The organism is Nonomuraea sp. NPDC050227 (assembly GCF_044459705.1).
Lineage (GTDB): Bacteria > Actinomycetota > Actinomycetes > Streptosporangiales > Streptosporangiaceae > Nonomuraea.
The window spans coordinates 70,380-87,644 of the sequence record NZ_JBITJF010000021.1 but is presented as its reverse complement, the minus strand read 5'-3'; the positions used below and the strand labels follow the sequence as shown (position 1 = coordinate 87,644).

The following is a 17,265-nucleotide window of genomic DNA, read 5'->3' as shown; positions in this document are numbered from 1 at the left end:
GAGTCAGCGCCTCCCCGTGGTGATGTTCAGGTCGAGCAGCGAGCTGGCGTCGTCCGGCGGACCGGGATCGCGACCGGGACCGGTGCCGGTGCCGGAGGCGCCAGCCGGAACCGTGTCACGGGCCGGGGCCGGGTCGCGTTCCAGCCACAGGCGCCTGCGCCGGAAGACGGGTGCGGGGGCGGGCTCGCGTTCCGGCCGCACGCCCGGCGGCGGGTCCGGCTCGCTCAGCACGAGGTGCGCGTTGGTGCCGCCGAGCCCGAACGAGCTCACGCCCGCGACCCTGGGCGAGGGCCAGTCCCGCGGCTCGGTGGCGGGCTCGAAGGGCGAGGCGGCGAAGTCGAAGCGCGGGTTGGGCCGCTCGCAGGACAACGTCGGCGGGATCCGCCCGTGCTCGACGGCCAGCGCCGCCTTGATCAACCCGGCGATCCCGGCCGCGCTGAGCGTGTGCCCGATGTTGGTCTTCACGCTGCCGATCGCGCACGTTCCCGGGTCGCCGCCGCCCTCGGCGAACACCCGCGTCAGGGCGCGCAGCTCGATGGGGTCGCCGATGAGCGTGCCGGTGCCGTGCGCCTCGATCAGGCCGATCTCGCCCGGCGTGCGGCCGGCCGCCTCCAGGGCCCGGCGGACCACGTCGGCCTGGGCCTCGGGGTTGGGCGTGGTGACGCCCATGGTGCGGCCGTCGTTGTTCACCGCGACCGCCTCGATGACCGCGTGCACCCGGTCGCCGTCGGCCAGCGCCGCGCGCAGCGGCTTGAGCAGGACGACCCCGCACCCCTCCCCCGGCACGAACCCGTCGGCGCGCTCGTCGAACGTGTGACACCGTCCGGTGGGCGACAGCGCCTTGGCCGCGCTGAGCTGGAGGTAGTCGTTCTCGTCCAGGAGCACCTCCACCCCGCCCGCCAGGGCGACCTCGGCCTCCCCGGCGAGCAGGCTCTGCGCGGCGAGCTGCACGCCGACCAGCGAGGAGGAGCAGGCGCTGTCCACCACGAGGTTGGGGCCGCGCAGGTCGAAGTGGTGGGCGACCCTGGCCGCGATGAAGTTCTGGTCGGAGGCCAGCCCGCCCGGCCGGACGCCGACCCGGCGCCCGTAGTCGGACATGCGGGCTCCGGCGAACACGCCGGCCCGGCGTCCGCGCAGTTCGGCGGGGTCGTAACCGGCGTCGGCCAGGCAGGCCGCGCAGCACTCCAGGAACATGCGGATGGCCGGGTCGAGGGCGCGGGCCTCGTCCTCGCCCAGGCCGAAGTAGTCGTTGTCGAAGTCCTCGATGCCGTCGACGAAGCCGCCCCACTTGCTGATGCTGCGGCCGAGGGCCGGTTCGGGCGAGTACAGCTCGCGGTGGTCCCAGCGGGAGGCGGGCACCTCGCGCACGTCGCACCGGCCCTCGGTGAGGTTCCGCCAGAACGCGGCCACGTCCGGGGCGCCGGGGAACCGGCAGGCCATGCCGATGATCGCGATCCTGCGATCCTCGGCGCCCGGAAGGGCAGACCCGGAGGCGCCGCCCGGCGCACTCTCCCGGCCCTCCCTCCACGCGCTCGTCTCGGGGGCATCCGGGAGAACGGCGGTCGGCTCGGGAACGTCCGGACGGTCGGCGTCCGGCTCGGGGACGTCCACGCGGTCGGCGGCCGGCTCGGGGACGTCCACGCGGTCGGCGGCCGGCTCCGGAACGCCGAGGCGGTCGCGGAGCTGCTCCAGCGTCGGATGGTCGAGCAGCAGCGACGGCTCCAGGCTCTCCCCGAGCCGTTCCTCGATGCGCTGCACCAGCTCGGCCAGCATCACCGACTCGACGCCGAGGTCCCCGAACTCCGCCGTCGGGTCCAGGGCGTCCACGGGGATGCCGATCGTCTCGGAGAACAGCACGGCCAGCCAGTCGGGTCCACCGGTCCACGCCGGCTCGGGAGCCGGGCGGGCGGTGGCCGGGCGGGCGGTGGCCGGGCGGGCGGTGGCCGGGTGGCGGTCCGCCCGCTCGGGGAGCCGGATCAGCGCCGGGACGTCCACGGACGCGCCGGACGGCGGGCACGGCAGCACGGTCGCGCCGCGCGGCAACCCGATCACCCGGTCCAGCACCCGCAGCCCCTCCCGGTCGCCGAGGGACGCGAGCCCGACGGCCTCGCCGACGTTCGGCTTGCCGCGCGCCCCGCCGGACTCCCGCCACTGCGGCCAGTCGACCGACCGGAACTCGGTCCGCCCGGACCGCCGCCTGACCCCGGTGCAGTAGTCGAGGAAGGCGTTGGCGGCCGCGTAGTCGGCCACCCCGGCGGCCAGCGCGGGCACGGCGGCGCACACGGAGGAGAAGGTGACGAAGAAGGCCGGACGGTCCCCGGCGCACGCCTCGTCCAGCGCCTCCAGGAGGTCGGCCTTGGGCGTGAGCACGGCCCGCAGGTCGTCCTCGGACTTGTGGGCCAGCGACGGACGGCCCTGGCTGGAGCGTCCCGCGCAGTGGACGACGCCGCCGATCGGGCCCAGCTCGCGCCGCACGCCGTCCAGGAAGGCGGCCACCCCGGACGGCGGCCCGGTGTGCACGACCACCCGGGCGCCCGCGCGTTCCAGGTCGAGGACGGTGGCGACGGCCTCCTCGCCGGAGCCGTCCCACTGCTCGCGCGGCGGCAGCGGACGCGCGCCGAGCAGGGCGAGCCGGCGCGCGCCGCGATCGGCCAGGTGGCGGGCCACCAGCGCGCCCAGCCCCCTGGTGCCGCCGCTCACGACGTAGACGGCCGCGGGGTCGAGCCGCGGCTCGGCGTACGGCGCGGACAACTCCCGCAGATCGGGACGGAACCGCTCACCGTCGCGGTAACAGACCTCCCCGTACGGCTCGGCGGCCGCCCATTCGGCGCCGATCTGCGCGGCCGTGGGCCGGTCGCTGTCCAGCACGGTGGCCGTGACCGCCGGGTACTCGGCGGCGAGCATCCGCACGAACCCCGCCATCCGCGCCCCCGCCAGGCTCGGCGACGCGCCGCCGAGGTCCAGCAGGCCGCTGGTGACGTGCAGGATCCGGAGCGGGCGGCGCCGGGCCAGGGCGTCCCGCAGGACGGCGAGCCGGTCCAGCTCGCCCGCCGGGTCGGCCTCGCCCAGGTCGCGCAGGTCGATCCAGCCGGTGAACTCCTCCGGGACGGGGTCGCCCGCGCCCACGGGCACGACCTGGTCGCCGAGCGAGCGCGCCAGCTCCTCGGAGGCGTCGCCGAACAGGCACACCACGGTCCCGCCGCCGAGCGTCCCGGGGTCACGGGCAGGCTCCCCGGACGGCGCCCAGGTCCGTTCGAAGAGCGGCGTCTCGGCGACGGCCGGTTCCGGGGCGCCGGAGGCGGGTTCGAAGGGCCAGCACCGCATCCGGTCGAACGGGTACGACGGCAGGCCCACCAGCCGCGCGCCCGGCGGCGGCGTCCAGTCCACGTGGCCGCCGTCCACCCAGTGCCGCCCCAGCTCCAGCAGGTCGCCGGGCCGTCCGGACAGCTGGTCGCCGGACCACCCGGACGGCGGGGCGCCGGGACGGGTCCGGCCGCGCAGCACGTCGGCGGGCTCCGACCGGGCGAAGCGCTCCAGCCGTTCGCACAGCTCCGCCACGTCCGCGACGACCAGCGCGAGCCGTTCGCGCAGCGGTTCCCGTCCGATGCGGAGGGTGTGGGCGACGTCGGCGAGACTCTCGGGCGTCGCGCGCAGGTGGCCGGCCAGCCGGCCCGCCATGGCCCGCAGCCGCCGCTCGTCGTGGGCCGACAGCACGATGAGCTGCGGTCCGTCGTCGGGCGTGCCGGTCACGGTGGGCGTGCCGGTCGCGGCGAGCGTGCCGGTCACGGTGGGCAGGGCGGTCGCGGTGGGCGGGGCCTCTTCGATCACCGCGTGGGCGATCGTCCCGCCGGCGCCGAACGAGCTGAGGCCCGCCCGCCGGGGCGCGCCGCCGGGCCCCTCGGGCCAGTCGGCCGCCTCGCGCTGCACGCGGAAGGGGATCTCGTCCCAGGCGATGTCCGGGTTGAGCTCGTCGGCGTGCAGGGAGGGCACCAGCCGCCGGTGCCGGAGCTGGAGCACGATCTTGGTGAGCCCCGCGATGCCGGCGCCCGACTCGACGTGCCCGAGGTTGGACTTGACCGACCCGATCGGGATGCTGCCCGGCGCGGCCCCCACCTGCCCGAACACCCGCATGAGGGCGTTGATCTCGATGGGGTCGCCGAGCGCGGTGCCCGCGCCGTGGCATTCGAGGTAGCCGATCCCGGCGGGGTCCACGCCCGCGTCGGCGAGCGCGCGGGCGACGAGCTCGCCCTCCTCGACGGGGCTCGGCACCACCCAGCCGTTCGTCCGGCCCGAGTGCACGACGGCGGTTCCCCTGATCACGGCGTGGATGCGGTCGCCGTCCGCCTTGGCCCCGGACAGCGGCTTGAGCAGGACGACCCCGGCGCCCTCGGCGGGCACGAAGCCGTCGCCGCCCGCCCCGAAGCTGTGGCAGCGCCGGTCACCGGCGGTGAGCCGCATGCGCGCGTGCTGGACGAACTTGTTCGGATGCAGGTTGAGGTTGACGCCGCCGGCGATCGCCAGCTCGCACTCCCCCTGGCGCAGCGACCGGACCGCGAGGTGCAGCGCGGCCAGCGACGACGAGCACATCGTGTCGACCGACATGCTGGGCCCCTTGAGGTCCAGGTGGTAGGAGACGCGGTTGGCCACGCCGCCGAGCGTCGCGCCCGTGTCCTGGGGCTTGCCGCGCAGGCTCTGCTCGACGCCGAAGAAGGGGTACTCGTTGTACATCACACCCGCGTAGACGGCGACGTTCGAACCGTGCCGGTCGCGCAGGCGGGTGCGGGGGTAGCCGGCGTCCTCCAGGGCCTCCCAGGTGACCTCCAGGAAGACGCGCTCCTGCGGGTCCATGAGGGCCGCGTCGCGCGGGGTGATGCCGAACAGCAGCGGGTCGAAGTCGGTGACGCCGTCGAGGAAGCCGCCCCACATGAGGTCCACGGGCCAGCCCTCGCGGGTCCTGTCGGCGGGGACGCGGGAGAGCGAGTGCCGCCCGGCGGCCAAATTCTCCCAGAACGTGCCCAGGTCGGGGGCGTCGGGGTAACGCCCGGCGATCCCGATGACGGCGATCACGCCGTCATCGGCGGTGTCGGCGGCTTTGTCAGGGTTGTCGGTGGATCGGTGGGGCTGGGGCGTCGGCGGGGCGGGGGTTCTGGCGGACAGGGCGGCGGCGACCCCCGCCAGGTCCTTGTGCTCGAAGAAGAGCGTGCGCGACCGCTCGCCCAGGTCCCGCTCCAGCCGCGCGTTGAGCTCCACGATCTGGGACGACGTCAGCCCGTACTGCTCCAGCGGCACCCGCGTCCCCAGCCGGTCGGCGTCGATGCCCGAGACCTCGGCGTAGACGCCCTTGAGGTAGTCCTCCATGTCCCCGGCGGCGGCCTCCGACGCGACCGGCTCCGCCCGTTCGATCCAGTACGGCTCGGCCTCGAACGGGTAGGCGGGCAGCGCGACCCGTCCGGGCGGCTCCGGCCAGAACCGGGCCCAGTCGACGTCCTGACCGGCCACCCAGGCGGCCGCCGCCTCGGCCTCCGCGCCGGTCGGACGCCCGCCGGAGCCTCCGGCGAGCACGGACGGATGCGCCCTGCCCGCCGCGAACGCCTCCAGCCCCTCCCGCAGCCCGGCCGCGTCACGGCAGACGACGGCGAGCCGGTGCGCGAGGGCGGCGCGCCCGGTCTGGGTGGTGTAGGCGATGCGGCGCACGTCCCGCTCCCCGGTCTCGGCCAGGCGGCGGGCGGCGGCCACCAGCCGTTCCGGGGTCGCGGCGGACACCAGGACGGCGTGCTCCCGTCCGTCCTCGGCCGCGCTGCCCGGGGTCTCCTCGGGAAGGGGCGCGCGGACGACGGCATGGGCGTGCGTGCCGGTCGCCCCGAAGGCGTTGATCAGCGCCCGCCGCTCGCCGGTCCACGGCTGCGGCTGCTCCGGCACGGTGACCGCGTCGGTGGGCGGCTCGGCGAGCAGAGTGGGCGCCAGCCGTCCGTGCCGGAGCTGCAGCAGCACCTTGGCGAGCTGGGAGGCGCCGGACGCGGCTTCGAGATGGCCGATGTTCGGCTTGAGCGTGCCCGCCGCGACGGGCTCGGCCCGCTCGCCGAAGACCTCGGCCAGCGCCTCGGCCTCGGCCGCGTCGGCCAGGGCGGCTCCGGCCGCCGCGCACTCGACGTAGGAGACGTCGCCGGGACCGGCGCCGGCCCGCTCCAGGGCGCGGCGCATGGACGCCGCCATGGCGTCGGCGCTCGGCGCGGTGAACCGCCCGGTACGCCCGGTGTGCGCCACCCAGGTGGCCTCGACCACGCCGTGGACGGCGTCCCCCGCCCGGACGGCGTCCGCGACGGGCCGCAGCAGGAAGGAGCCGACGCCCTCGCCGACCGTCCAGCCGGGCCGGTCGGGGTCGAAGGCGGCGGCGCCGGCCTCCTCGGCCAGCAGGCCGAGGCCGGCCAGCAGCCCGGCGTGGTAGGGGTCGGCGAGCAGGTTGACGCCCGCGACCACGGCCGCGTCGCAGTCGCCCGTACGGATGGCCTGGGCGGCCAGGTGCAGGGCGGTCAGCGTGGACGAGCACGACGTGTCCACGGCGATGCTCGGCCCGGTGAAGCCGAAGAAGTACGAGACGCGGTTGACCATGTCGGACGCGGTCGCCGAGACCACGGCCGGGCCGCCCGCGCGCCAGGCGGCGGCGCCCGCGTGCTGGTAGTCGTGCCACATCGAGCCGACGAAGACGCCCACCCTGGGGGCGGTCGCGTGCAGCGAGGCGGGGGTGTGACCGGCGTGCTCCAGGCACTCCCAGACGCTGTGCAGCAGGAGCCGGAGCTGCGGGTCGAGCGTCGCGGCCTCCTTCGGCGAGACGTGGAAGAGCAGGCTGTCGAAGCGGTCGATGTGCTCCAGGTAGCCGCCGGGACGCTCGCCCCTGGGGCTCGGGCCCAGGCTGCGGGTGCCGGTGCTGAGGTTGCGCCAGAAGCCGTCCAGGTCGTCGGCGCCGGGGTAGCGTCCGGCCATGCCGATCACAGCGAGCCCGGCCTGCCGCTCCTCAGGCGCCGGGTCCTCGTGCCGGGCGGGCTCGGCGCGGAGGGCCGGTTCCGTCTCCGGGGTGGAGAGCACGGGGGTGGAGAGCACGGGGGCGGAGAGCACGGGGGTGGCGAACACGGGGGTGGCGTCGCCGGTCGCGTACTCGGCGGGGCCGCCCAGGAACGCCTGGAGGAAGCGGTGGCCGTCGTCCAGGTCGAACTGGTCGCGCACCTGGTCGAAGGCGACCTCGCCGATGGGACAGAGCCCGATGCCGCAGGCCGCCTGGCCGGTCATCAGGAGCTGGCCGAGGTAGCCGGCCTCCAGGGTCAGGTAGCGCAGGCTCTGCTCGCCGTACAGGGGCTCGATGCCCTTGGTCTGGCCGATGAGGTAGAGGCTGAAGCCGGCGCGGTCGTACAGGTCGCGGTTGTAGACGAAGTGGGCCGTACGGTCGAGCTGCGGGCGGCCGTTCACGAGCTGGAGCGCGTGCTCGACCGGGTTGTAGTAGTAGATCCCCTCGGCGACGCCGCTGATCGCGCCCTTGGCGACGTGCAGGTACGCCTGCACGGCGTAGGTGTCCCCGGCCGACGGGTACAGGTGGCGCGCGCGGTCGCCGAGCCGCCGTTCGCACAGCAGCCCGAGCAGCCGGCACAACGACCGGTACGGCAGCGAGCCGGGCGCGAAGTCGCGCACGCTGGCCCGCCAGGCGTAGTGCTCCTCGGGCACGTCCAGGCGGTCGAGGCGGATGAGGCTGGCGTCGGGCTCCAGCGGGCGCAGGTTCCATCGGCCCGCCTTGAACGCCTCCCGATCCTCGGGCGAGAAGAAGTCCACCTCCCCCGGCCCGTCCGCCTCGATGTCGGCCCGCACAGGCTGCTCGACGGGCTTCTCGGTGGCGGGCTTCTCCGTGGTGGGCTTCTTCGGCGCGGGCTCGTCGGTGGGGGCGCCGACGACGGCGGCGATGCCGGTGACGGTCGGGTTCTCCAGCAGCAGCGCCACCGGCACCCGCCTGCCGTACCGCTTCCGCAGCGCCTTGGAGACCTGGACCATGGTGAAGGAGGTGACGCCCTGGTCCCACAGGTCCTGGCCGGGATCGACCTCCTCGACCCCGATCAGCTCGGCGAACAGCTCGGCGATCTCCGTCACCGTCCGCCCCGCCACCGCGGGCTCGGGCTCGGGTTCCGGCTCGGGCTCGGGGGCGCGGTCGGTGGGCGGCCACGGGAGCGCGTCCCGGTCCAGCTTGCCGTTGGCGGTGGCCGGGAACGTGCTGACGAACGCCACGTGGTTGGGCACCATGTACGCCGGCAGCGTCCCGGCCGCGTGCGCCCGCAGCTCCCCGACGTCCGGCTCCGCGCCCTCGGCCATCACGTACGCGACCAGCTTCCGCTCCCCCGACCGGTCGTCGCGGGCCAGGACGACGACGTCCCGCACGCCCGGATGCTGCCGCAGCCGGTGCTCGATCTCGCCGAGCTCCACCCGGAACCCGCGGATCTTCACCTGGTTGTCGGCCCGCCCGAGGAACGTGATGTTCCCGTCGGGCAGCAGCGCGGCCCGGTCGCCGGTCAGGTACATGCGCCCGCCCGCGAACGGGTCCGGCACGAACCGCTCGGCGGTCAGCTCGGGCTGGTTGCGGTAGCCGAGGCTCAGGCACCTGCCGCCGATGTACAGGTCGCCCTCCTCGCCTTCGGGGCAGGGCCGCCGGTCCTCGTCGAGGATGTAGTAGAGGGCGTCGTCGATCGGCCGCCCGTACGGGATGCTCCGCCACGACGGGTCGACCTCGCCCACCTCGAACCAGTTCGACCAGACGGTGGCCTCGGTGGCCCCGCCCAGGCTGACCACCCGCGCCCGCGGGAAGGTCGCGCGCACGGCGTCCGGCAGCGGCAGCGGCGTGTAGTCGCCGCTGAGGAAGACCAGCCGCAGGTCGCCGGTGCCCTCCCCGCCCTGCCGCTCGGCCAGCAGCGGGGCGAGCTGGTTGAGCGTGGTGGGCGCGGAGTTCCAGAACGTGATCGGCTCGTCGATGAGCACGTCCAGCAGCAGTTCGGGGTCGCGCTGCTGGCCCTCGTCGGCGATGTAGAGCGAGGCGCCCCGGCCGAGCAGGCCGAAGATGTCGAACACCGACAGGTCGAAGCCGAGCGAGGTGACGCAGAGCCCCACGTCGGAGGCGTCGAAGTCGAAGGTGCGGTAGCACCAGTCGAGCAGGTTGAGCAGCGGCCGGTGGCTGACCTCGACGCCCTTGGGCTTGCCGGTGCTGCCCGAGGTGAAGATCACGTATGCGAGGTCGTCCACGGTGCCGGCGAGGGGCGGGTCGCCGCGGTCGTCGCCGTCGGCGTCCAGCTCGACGGCGCGCACGCCCTCGGGCACGGCCCAGCCGGGCGTCTGCGCGCAGGTGAGGACGATCCCGGCGGCGGCGTCGTCCAGCATGACGGCGGCCCGCTCGTCGGGCAGGGACGGCTCCACCGGCAGGTAGGCGCCGCCCGCCTTGTGTATCCCGAGGACGGCGGCCACCATGTCGGGCCCGCGGCACAGGCGCACGGCGACCACCGTCCCCGGCCCCACGTCCAGCTCCTTCAGCCGCCAGGCGACGGCGTTGGCGCGCCGGTTCAGCTCCCCGTACGTCATGGTGCCGCCGGCGTGCCGCAGCGCGACCGCGTCGGGACGGGCGGCGGCCTGCCGCTCAAACAGCCGGTGCGCGGGGCGCAGCCGGTCCTCGAAGGCCGCGAACAGCTCGGCGAGGTCGGGGAACTCCGGCTCCAGCGCGTCCCAGTGGTAGTGCAGCCGGTCGCCCTCCCTGATGACGATGCAGTCGAGCGCGACGTCCGGGGTGTAGGTCATCCAGGGCCCGGCCTCGACGCCGTCCGGCAGGGAGTGGTCGGTCAGGTCGAGGGTGCTGGTGTAGACGACGGGGAAGGCGTAGGCGCGGCGGCGGCGCTCCTTCATGACGTGGCCGCGCAGCGTGGCCAGGCCGGTCAGGGCGCCGTTCGCGGCGTCGGCGGCGATCCGGTCGGGGTAGGACTCCGCGTCGGTGACCCAGCTCAGGGCGGTGTGCTCGCCGGGTCGCCGCGGCTCGGACTCGGCGGTCCAGCGCACCACGGACACGCTGAACGGATCGGCGAAGCGCCCGCGCAGCGCGCCGGCCAGGGCGGCGAAGACGGTCTCGTCGGACACCGCGGCGACGCTGCCGCTCAGCCGGACGCGGCGCGCGGGCGTGGTGGCCAGCTCGGGCCCCGGCGGCAGGTCGCGGAACCGCTCGTCCCAGTAGCCCCCTTCGCGCGGACGCTCCAGGGCGGCCGGGGCCTCGGCGGGCGGCCGCGGCTCGGCGGACGGGTCGGCGTACAGCCTGAACAGCTCGCGCAGCACGATGTGGATGCTCCGGCCGTCCAGCACGGCGAGGTCGACGGCCGCGTGCACCGTCTCGCCGCTGACCCGCAGCTCCCAGTGCGGCCAGCGGCCCAGCGGGAACGCCCGCCCGGCCATCTCCGCGGCCGTCTCCCCCGCCGTCTCCCCCGTCTCGGCGCCGGGGATCTCGGGGATGTCCCAGTTCTCCGGCGCGTGCGGCCTGACCCGCAGCGTCCCGTCGTGGGTGACCTCCGAGCGCAGCGCGTCGTGCGCGGCAACCAGGCGCAGCCAGGCCCGTTCGAGCCGGTCCCGGTCCAGGTCGCGGACGTGGAAGCTGTGGTGGACCTGGCAGCCGTCGTAGGGGTGCGAGCCGCCCGCGCGGGCCACGTAGTACGCCTTCTGCAGCTCGTTGAGCGGCCGGATCTCCTCCTCGCCGGTGTCGGCGGCCAGGGCGCGCAGCGCGTTGGTGAAGCGGGCGAACAGGGTCTCCGGCTCGCCGGGCGCGAAGCAGCCGGGCACCAGGTCCCAGCGCACCCGCAGCTCGCCGTCGTGCTCCCACATCTGGTGGTCGAGCGCGACGCCGGAGGTCTGGCTCAGCGCGTACGTCACCGGCGGCACGGCCTCGTCGGGCCGGGCGTCCAGCAGGCTGGTGAAGACGACGGGCAGCGCCGTGCGCTCGCGCAGCTCCCGCATGACGGTCACGCCGGGGACGCCCGCGTGGCCGAGGTCGCGCCACAGCCGCCGGTGCACCTCCTGGACCGCCTCCGGGAGCGGCTCGCCGAGCGTGCTCTCGGCGGCGAACACGGCGGTGCCGGTGAACGGCCCGACCACCTCGTCCACCTCGCGCGGCAGCCAGGCCCGGCCGGTCGTGGTCACGGCCAGGGAGCAGTCCTCGCCCCTGCCGACCGTCTCGGCGAACAGGGTCAGCACCAGGGCGGTCGGCGAGACGTCCAGCTCGGCGGCCCTGGCGCGCAGGGCGCCCCACTGGGCGGCGGTCAGCGAGCCGGTCAGCGCGGAGCGCGGCGACCCGTCGGGCACGCCGGCGGCGGGGCCGGGCGGCAGGTCGGCCAGGCGTTCCCGCCAGTAGTCCAGGTCCTCCTGGTGGCGGGGGCCGCGCCGCTGGGCGTCCAGCGCCAGCAGGCAGTCGCGGACGGACAGCCCGCTCTCCTCCAGCGTGTGGCCGGGGTCGCGGTAGCAGCGCCACCAGTCGCGCAGCAGCACGTCGAGCCCGCGGCCGTCGGTCACGCTCGCGTCGATGCCGAAGTGCACGGTCCCGGGCGTGGTGACCTCGACGGCGAACGGCGGCCAGACGCCGGGCTCGTGACGCCGGTGCGCGAGGCGTTCGCGGGCGCCGGGCTCGTCCACCGGCAGGTCCCAGGAGGGGGCCCGTTCCAGGATCCGCTGGGTGCCGTCCTCGCCCAGCTCCAGGCGCAGGGCGTCGTGGTGGTCGACGACGCGCTGCCAGGCCGCGCGCAGGCGGTCGGGGTCCACGCCGGGCACCTCGAACTCGCGGTAGACCTGGCAGCCGACCGGGTCGGGGGTGGCGTCCTCGTCCGCGCCCATGACGTACGCCTGTTGCAGGGGCGTCAGGGGGAACGGCTCGTGCCGGTCGCCGGGGGCCGGGCTGATCTCCGCCACGGTCACGGGGGTGTCGCGCTCCGCCGTCCCGGCCAGCTCGGCGATCCGCGCGGCCAGCTCGGCCGGCGTCGCGCAGCCGCCCAGCCGCTCGACGGGGAGGTCCAGCGAGAACTCCCGCTGGATCTCGAACCACACCCGTACCGCGGAGATCGAGTCGAGTCCGCTGTCCTTGAGTGAAGCGTCGGGGGTCAGCTCCGCACCGCCGGGCAGCACCTCGGCCAGCAGGCGGATGACCGTCTCCGTCACGCGCTCGTCGTGCTCCATGGGCCTCCTCCCTCACTGCGACGCTAGTGAGGACGACGGGCGCTGCCTGCTCAAGACTGAGCAGGCGGCGCAAGGCGATCGGCCGTAGCTTTCTGACCATGCCTGGTTCCTGGATAGCGGGCGGCGAGCCCCGAGCCGACGCCCGCATCAGACTGTTCTGCTTCGCGCACGCGGGAGGCGGCTCGGCGCTGTTCCGCAAATGGGACGACCACCTGTCGCCGGACGTCGACGTCTGCCCGGTGGTGCTGCCGGGGCGCGAGTCACGCCTGCGCGAGCGGCCCTACAACCGCATGGAGCAGCTCGCAGGGCCGCTGTCGGAGGCCATCGAGCCGTACACCGACCGGCCGTTCGCGCTGTTCGGGCACAGCATGGGGGCCGTGGTGGCCTGGGAGACGGCCCGCCGCTTCCCGCCCGCGGTGCTGTTCGTGTCCGGACGCCGCGCGCCGCACCTGCCGACCCGCCGCCGCCGCTTCACCGACCTGTCGGAGGACGAGCTGCTGAGCGAGCTCGGCAAGCTGAACGGCACGCCGTCGGAGGTGATGGACCAGCGCAGCCTGCTGGAGGTGTTCCTGCCGGGCCTGCGCGCCGACTTCGAGCTGAACGAGTCGTACACGCCGCTGCCCGGCCCGCGTCCGGACTGCCCGATCTCGGCGCTGACCGGCGACGCCGACCCGGAGGTCGACCCGGACGAGATCAGCGCCTGGGCCGAGGCCACCGGCGGCGGTTTCACGTTGCGCGTGTTCGGCGGCGACCACTTCTACCTCAAGGGCCCGCGGCCCGAGGTGCTGACGGCGGTCCAGGAGGACCTGAACCGCCATCTGCTCAACGTCTAGCCGTCCTCAGCGTCTAAGCGTCCTTGGACAGGTCGCGCAGCCGGGCTTCGAGCAGCCCGGCTGCGGCCTCCATCAGCCGGTCGGCGATGACGTCCACGTGCCTGGCCCGCCAGTCGGCCAGCTCCGTGCCCGCCACCCACCGGTTGAACGCGCCCATCGCCGGCCCGCAGTGGACCTGGTAGTCCACCTGCCGCCCGGCCTCGCCGCGCAGCGCCAGCCTGATCGTGTGCACGAAGTACCAGCGGAAGACGAGCGCCATCCGGTGCTTGGGGTCGCGCTCGGCGCGGGCCAGCTCGGCCGGCCGGCGCGCGGCCAGGAACGCCCGGGTCTCCTCCCACACCTCCTCGAAGGAGCGGCGGAAGAACTTGTCCTGGATCGTCCGCCTGGTCCGCTCGTCGATCTCCTCCAGCGAGCCGTGCTGGCGGTAGAGCTGGTAGAGCTTGTTGGCGCGGGCCGGGAACAGCGTGCCCTTCCTGGCGACCTGCACCTGCGCGCCCATCTCGAACATGTCGCCGGCCGGGGCGTAGGCGGTGTCCTGCACGTCGAGCCCGGCCAGCAGGTCCTTGACGGCGTCGGACGTCCCGGCCTGCGGGGTGCACTGGTTGACGCTGCCGGTGACGATGAAGTCCGCGCCGAGCACGAACGCCGCGGCGGCCGCCTCCGGTGCGCCGATGCCGCCGGACGCGCCGACCCTGATGCGCCGGGCGTAGCCGTGGGCGGCCATCTCCTCGTCGCGCAGCCGCAGGATCGCCGGCATCAGCGCGTACGGCGAGCGCCCGTCGGTGTGCCCGGCCGAGTCGGCCTCGACGCAGACGTCCGCGCTGACCGGCAGCTCGGCGGCGACCTCCGCCTCGGTCGCGCTCAGCGCCCCCTCCCGGACGAGCCGGTCCAGGACGGACTGCGGGGCGGGCCGCATGAAGGCGGCGGCGACCTCCGGCCTGGACACCTTGGCCACCACGTGCCGGACGGCGACCGGCCGCCCGGCCGGGTCGCGGTGCGCGCCGCTGTAGCGGTAGCGGACGAGGGGCGCGGTGATGTGCGGGTAGGCGGCGGCCTCGACGTACCGGACGTCGCGGCGGAGCAGCAGGTCCACCGTCTCGCGCTCCAGGCCCTCCTCGTCGAAGCCGTAGAGCAGGTTCACGCCGTAGGGGCCGTCCGGGCCGAGGGCGGACTGGACTGTGTCGAGCGCGTCGGAGATCTGGTCCAGGGTGAGGCCGCCCGCGCCGAGGAAGCCCATCAGCCCGGCCCGGCCCATCCTGATCACCAGCTCGGCCGAGGCGATGCCCTTGAACATCGACCCGGCCAGGTAGGCGTGGCGGACGCGGTAGTCGGCGCGGAACTCGGCCGAGCCGAGCACGATCCCGGCCTCCCGGACGGCGGGCGCCTCGACCGGTTCCCGGACGGGGGGCTTCTCGACCGGCTCCTGCTCGGCAGAGGGCTCGGGCGGGTGGCGGCGGGTGACCGTCCACAGCTTGGTGAGCACGTCGCCGGGGCCGATCTCCTCCAGTTCGGAGACGCCCTGGGCCATCAGGTAGCGCAGCCCGTCCACCCACCGCACCGGGTTGCAGATCTGGCGGCGCAGCAGCTCGGCCGCCTCGCCGGCCCGGTACGGGCGTCCGGTCACGTTGGAGACGACGGGCACCCGCGGCTCCTCGATGCGGACGCCCTCCAGCGCCTCGGCGAAGGCGTCGGCGGCCGGTTCCATGTAGCGCGAGTGCGAGGGCACGCTCACGCTCAGCGGCACCCACTTGCCGGGGCCGCCGCGGCTGAGCGCGTCCAGCTCTTCCTTGGGCCCGGCCAGGACGACCTGTTCCGGGGAGTTGTAGTTGGCGATGTCGACGCCGGTGCCCGCCACCAGCTCCTCCAGCCGTTCGCGGTCGGCGCCGAGCACCGCCGCCATGGCGCCGCCGCCCGCCGCGGACATCAGCTCGCCGCGCCGCTTGACCAGGCCGAGCGCGGTCTCGAAGTCGAAGCAGCCGGCCGCGAACAGCGCCGCGTACTCGCCCAGGCTGTGCCCGGCCAGGTAGTCGGGCCGGCCGCCCTCGTCCTGCCGGGCGAGGAAGCTCAGCGCGTTGACCGTGAACAGGGCGGGCTGCACGTAGCGGGTCTCCCGCAGCCGCTTGGGGTCGTCGCACAGCTCGGCGACGGAGTAGCCGAGGATCTCGTCGGCGCGGGCGCACAGGTCGGGGTACCGCTCCAGGACGCCCGCGCCCATGCCCTTGCGCTGCGACCCCTGCCCGGGGAAAACCCACACGACGGACATCTGGCGCGTTCCTCTCTAGCGTTCCCAGGGGAATCTCTTCTCGGTCGCGTAGTCGACGAGCCTGCGGCGCACCTCGGGGCTGGACATGAGCCGGCCGAACTCCTTGACCGCCACCTGCTCGGTCTCGTCCGACAGGATCCACAGCTCGCGGAAGTAGCGCTTCATGTCCGTGACGATCGACCGGTCCAGCTTGGTCAGCCGGTAGGCCAGCCGCCGCACGAGCGCCTCCGGGTCGTCCGACACCTCGTCCACCAGGTGGAAGGCGGCGGCCTCCGCGGCGCTCACCGGCTGGGTGCTGAGCGTCATCGCGTACGCCTTCTGAAAGCCCGTGCGCCGGATCAGGAACGGCAGCACGCAGCACGGCAGCAGCCCCCACAGCGCCTCGGGGAGGCTGAAGGTGCTGCGCTCGCTGGCGAAGACGAAGTCGCTGGCCGCGGCCAGGCCGACGCCGCCGCCGGCCACCCGGCCGTCCACCCGGGCCACCACCGTCACGGGCGTCTCGGTGAAGCGGCGCAGCAGGCCGTAGAACGCCCGGCCGCCGTCGGCGACGTCGCTGCCGGCCGCCTCCTCCAGGTCCATGCCGGTGCAGAAGACGCCGTCGCCGCCCTCCAGCAGCAGGATGCGGCAGCCGGGCGCGCGCTCGGCCTCGTCCAGGGCGGCGCCCAGCTCGTCGATGGCGCGGTCGTCGATCGTGCGGCTGCGCAGCCGGTGCCGCAGGGTCGCCGAGGTCAGCTCCATCTGTACTCCCGGTGGAAGTCCGCGATGCGGTCCAGCACCAGCAGGCCGCGACCGCCGAAGGCGTCCTCGTACAGGTCGCCGTACGGTTTGGGGTCGAGCACCGCGTCCCGCACCCCGAAGGCGCGGTCGGCGCTCAGCTCGGTCAGCGCGTCCAGCTCCGCGACGCCGATCTCGCGCCGCTCGTCCAGCGCCCGGCCGATGCCGCTGCGCCCCTGGGCCGGGATCACGCCGCTGTAGAACTCCGACGCGCAGCCCGACCCGTACGAGAACAGCCCCGCCCGTTTCGGCGCGTCGAACGCGCCGTGGTCGATGAGCGAGCACAGCGCCAGGTAGAGCGCGGCCGAGTAGGTGTTGCCCACCCGCACGCCGTAGGCCAGGGACGGCGCGACCCGCGCCGCGAAGTCGGCCTCGATCTCCCGCGCCCCCATGCCCTTGAGCTTGCGCAGCAACATCCGGTGCGCGCCTTTCACCATCCCGGCGAACGGCGTGTGCAGCGCCAGGTAGTCGAAGGTGTCCACGATGTCGGCCCCGGCCACCCGCCGCCCGTAGGCCGCGAAGCACTCCTCGGCGCAGCGCATGTACGCCAGCAGCGACAGGTCCGGATCGACGGCGTCGGTGTCGTGGCGCGGCCGGGCCGTGTCCATCACCTCGAAGGTGTGGTAGCCGCTCGCGCCGGGGTCGAGCCGCAGCACCCGCGCGTCCGCGCCGACCAGCATCGCCACCGCCCCGGCGCCCTCGGAGGGCTCCCAGTAGGTGGACTTGGCGGTGCCGCTGGCCGCGTCCGTGGCGATGGCCAGCGCCTTCACGCCGGGGATCGGGCTCGCGCCGACGACGGCGGCGGCGCACTGCAGCGCGGCCGTCCCGCCGTAGCAGGCGTGCTTGACCTCGAACGAGCGGCACGCCGGGTTCAGCCCGAGGTGGTGGTGGATGTAGGTGCTGATCGGCTTGCCGAAGTCGAGGCCCGACTCGGTGCCGACGACCAGCAGCTCGATCCGGTCCTTCTCCTCGGGGGTGAGCGCGTCCAGCAGCGGGCGGGCGGCGTTGACCGCGTTGGTGACCGGGTCCTCGCAGGGCAGGTTGACCGAGCGCTGCTCCATCATCAGGTTGCCGAAGCGGTTCACGTCCAGGCCGCGCGCGTCGAACAGCGCGCGGACGTCCGTGTACGCCCTGCCGACGTACGCGTTGATCGCCTCGATCCCGAGAGCCATG

The 17,265-nt window shown here is 74.8% G+C and carries 5 protein-coding genes; 1 reads left to right on the top strand and 4 read right to left on the bottom strand.

Annotated features, from left to right (window positions below; genetic code table 11):
• Window positions 1-3: 3 nt before the first annotated feature.
• Window positions 4-12,222: an amino acid adenylation domain-containing protein gene (locus ACIBK9_RS50945; protein WP_397166609.1), complete on the bottom strand. Its 12,219-nt coding sequence runs from the start codon at window positions 12,220-12,222 to the stop codon at window positions 4-6.
• 98 nt (window positions 12,223-12,320) lie between these two features.
• Here ACIBK9_RS50945 and ACIBK9_RS50940 point away from each other — a divergent pair, with 98 nt between their 5' ends.
• Window positions 12,321-13,055, top strand: a complete 735-nt coding sequence (locus ACIBK9_RS50940; protein ID WP_397166607.1) for a thioesterase II family protein — start codon at window positions 12,321-12,323, stop codon at window positions 13,053-13,055.
• A 13-nt stretch (window positions 13,056-13,068) separates the two neighbouring features.
• Here ACIBK9_RS50940 and fabD read toward each other — a convergent pair whose 3' ends face one another.
• From fabD to ACIBK9_RS50925, 3 genes are read right to left on the bottom strand one after another with little or no spacing between them, the layout of a single operon-like run.
• Entirely contained in the window at window positions 13,069-15,318 is a 2,250-nt protein-coding gene (gene fabD / locus ACIBK9_RS50935; RefSeq protein WP_397166605.1) for an ACP S-malonyltransferase, read from the bottom strand.
• A 15-nt stretch (window positions 15,319-15,333) separates the two neighbouring features.
• The gene (locus ACIBK9_RS50930; RefSeq protein ID WP_358298259.1) at window positions 15,334-16,056 is read right to left on the bottom strand and encodes an enoyl-CoA hydratase-related protein; all 723 of its coding nucleotides are present in this window, start codon (window positions 16,054-16,056) and stop codon (window positions 15,334-15,336) included.
• On the bottom strand, window positions 16,047-17,264 hold the full coding sequence (locus ACIBK9_RS50925; RefSeq protein WP_397166603.1) for a hydroxymethylglutaryl-CoA synthase family protein: 1,218 nt from the start codon (window positions 17,262-17,264) through the stop codon (window positions 16,047-16,049). The genes ACIBK9_RS50930 and ACIBK9_RS50925 overlap by 10 nt, the downstream gene beginning before the upstream one ends.
• Window position 17,265 lies beyond the last annotated feature (1 nt).

Bases quoted from the DNA above. Each gene is read 5' to 3' on its own strand.
- ACIBK9_RS50945 (WP_397166609.1), bottom strand. From the start codon at position 12,222: ATGGAGCACGACGAGCGCGTGACGGAGACGGTCATCCGCCTGCTGGCC.
- ACIBK9_RS50940 (WP_397166607.1), top strand. From the start codon at position 12,321: ATGCCTGGTTCCTGGATAGCGGGCGGCGAGCCCCGAGCCGACGCCCGC.
- fabD (WP_397166605.1), bottom strand. From the start codon at position 15,318: ATGTCCGTCGTGTGGGTTTTCCCCGGGCAGGGGTCGCAGCGCAAGGGC.
- ACIBK9_RS50930 (WP_358298259.1), bottom strand. From the start codon at position 16,056: ATGGAGCTGACCTCGGCGACCCTGCGGCACCGGCTGCGCAGCCGCACG.
- ACIBK9_RS50925 (WP_397166603.1), bottom strand. From the start codon at position 17,264: ATGGCTCTCGGGATCGAGGCGATCAACGCGTACGTCGGCAGGGCGTAC.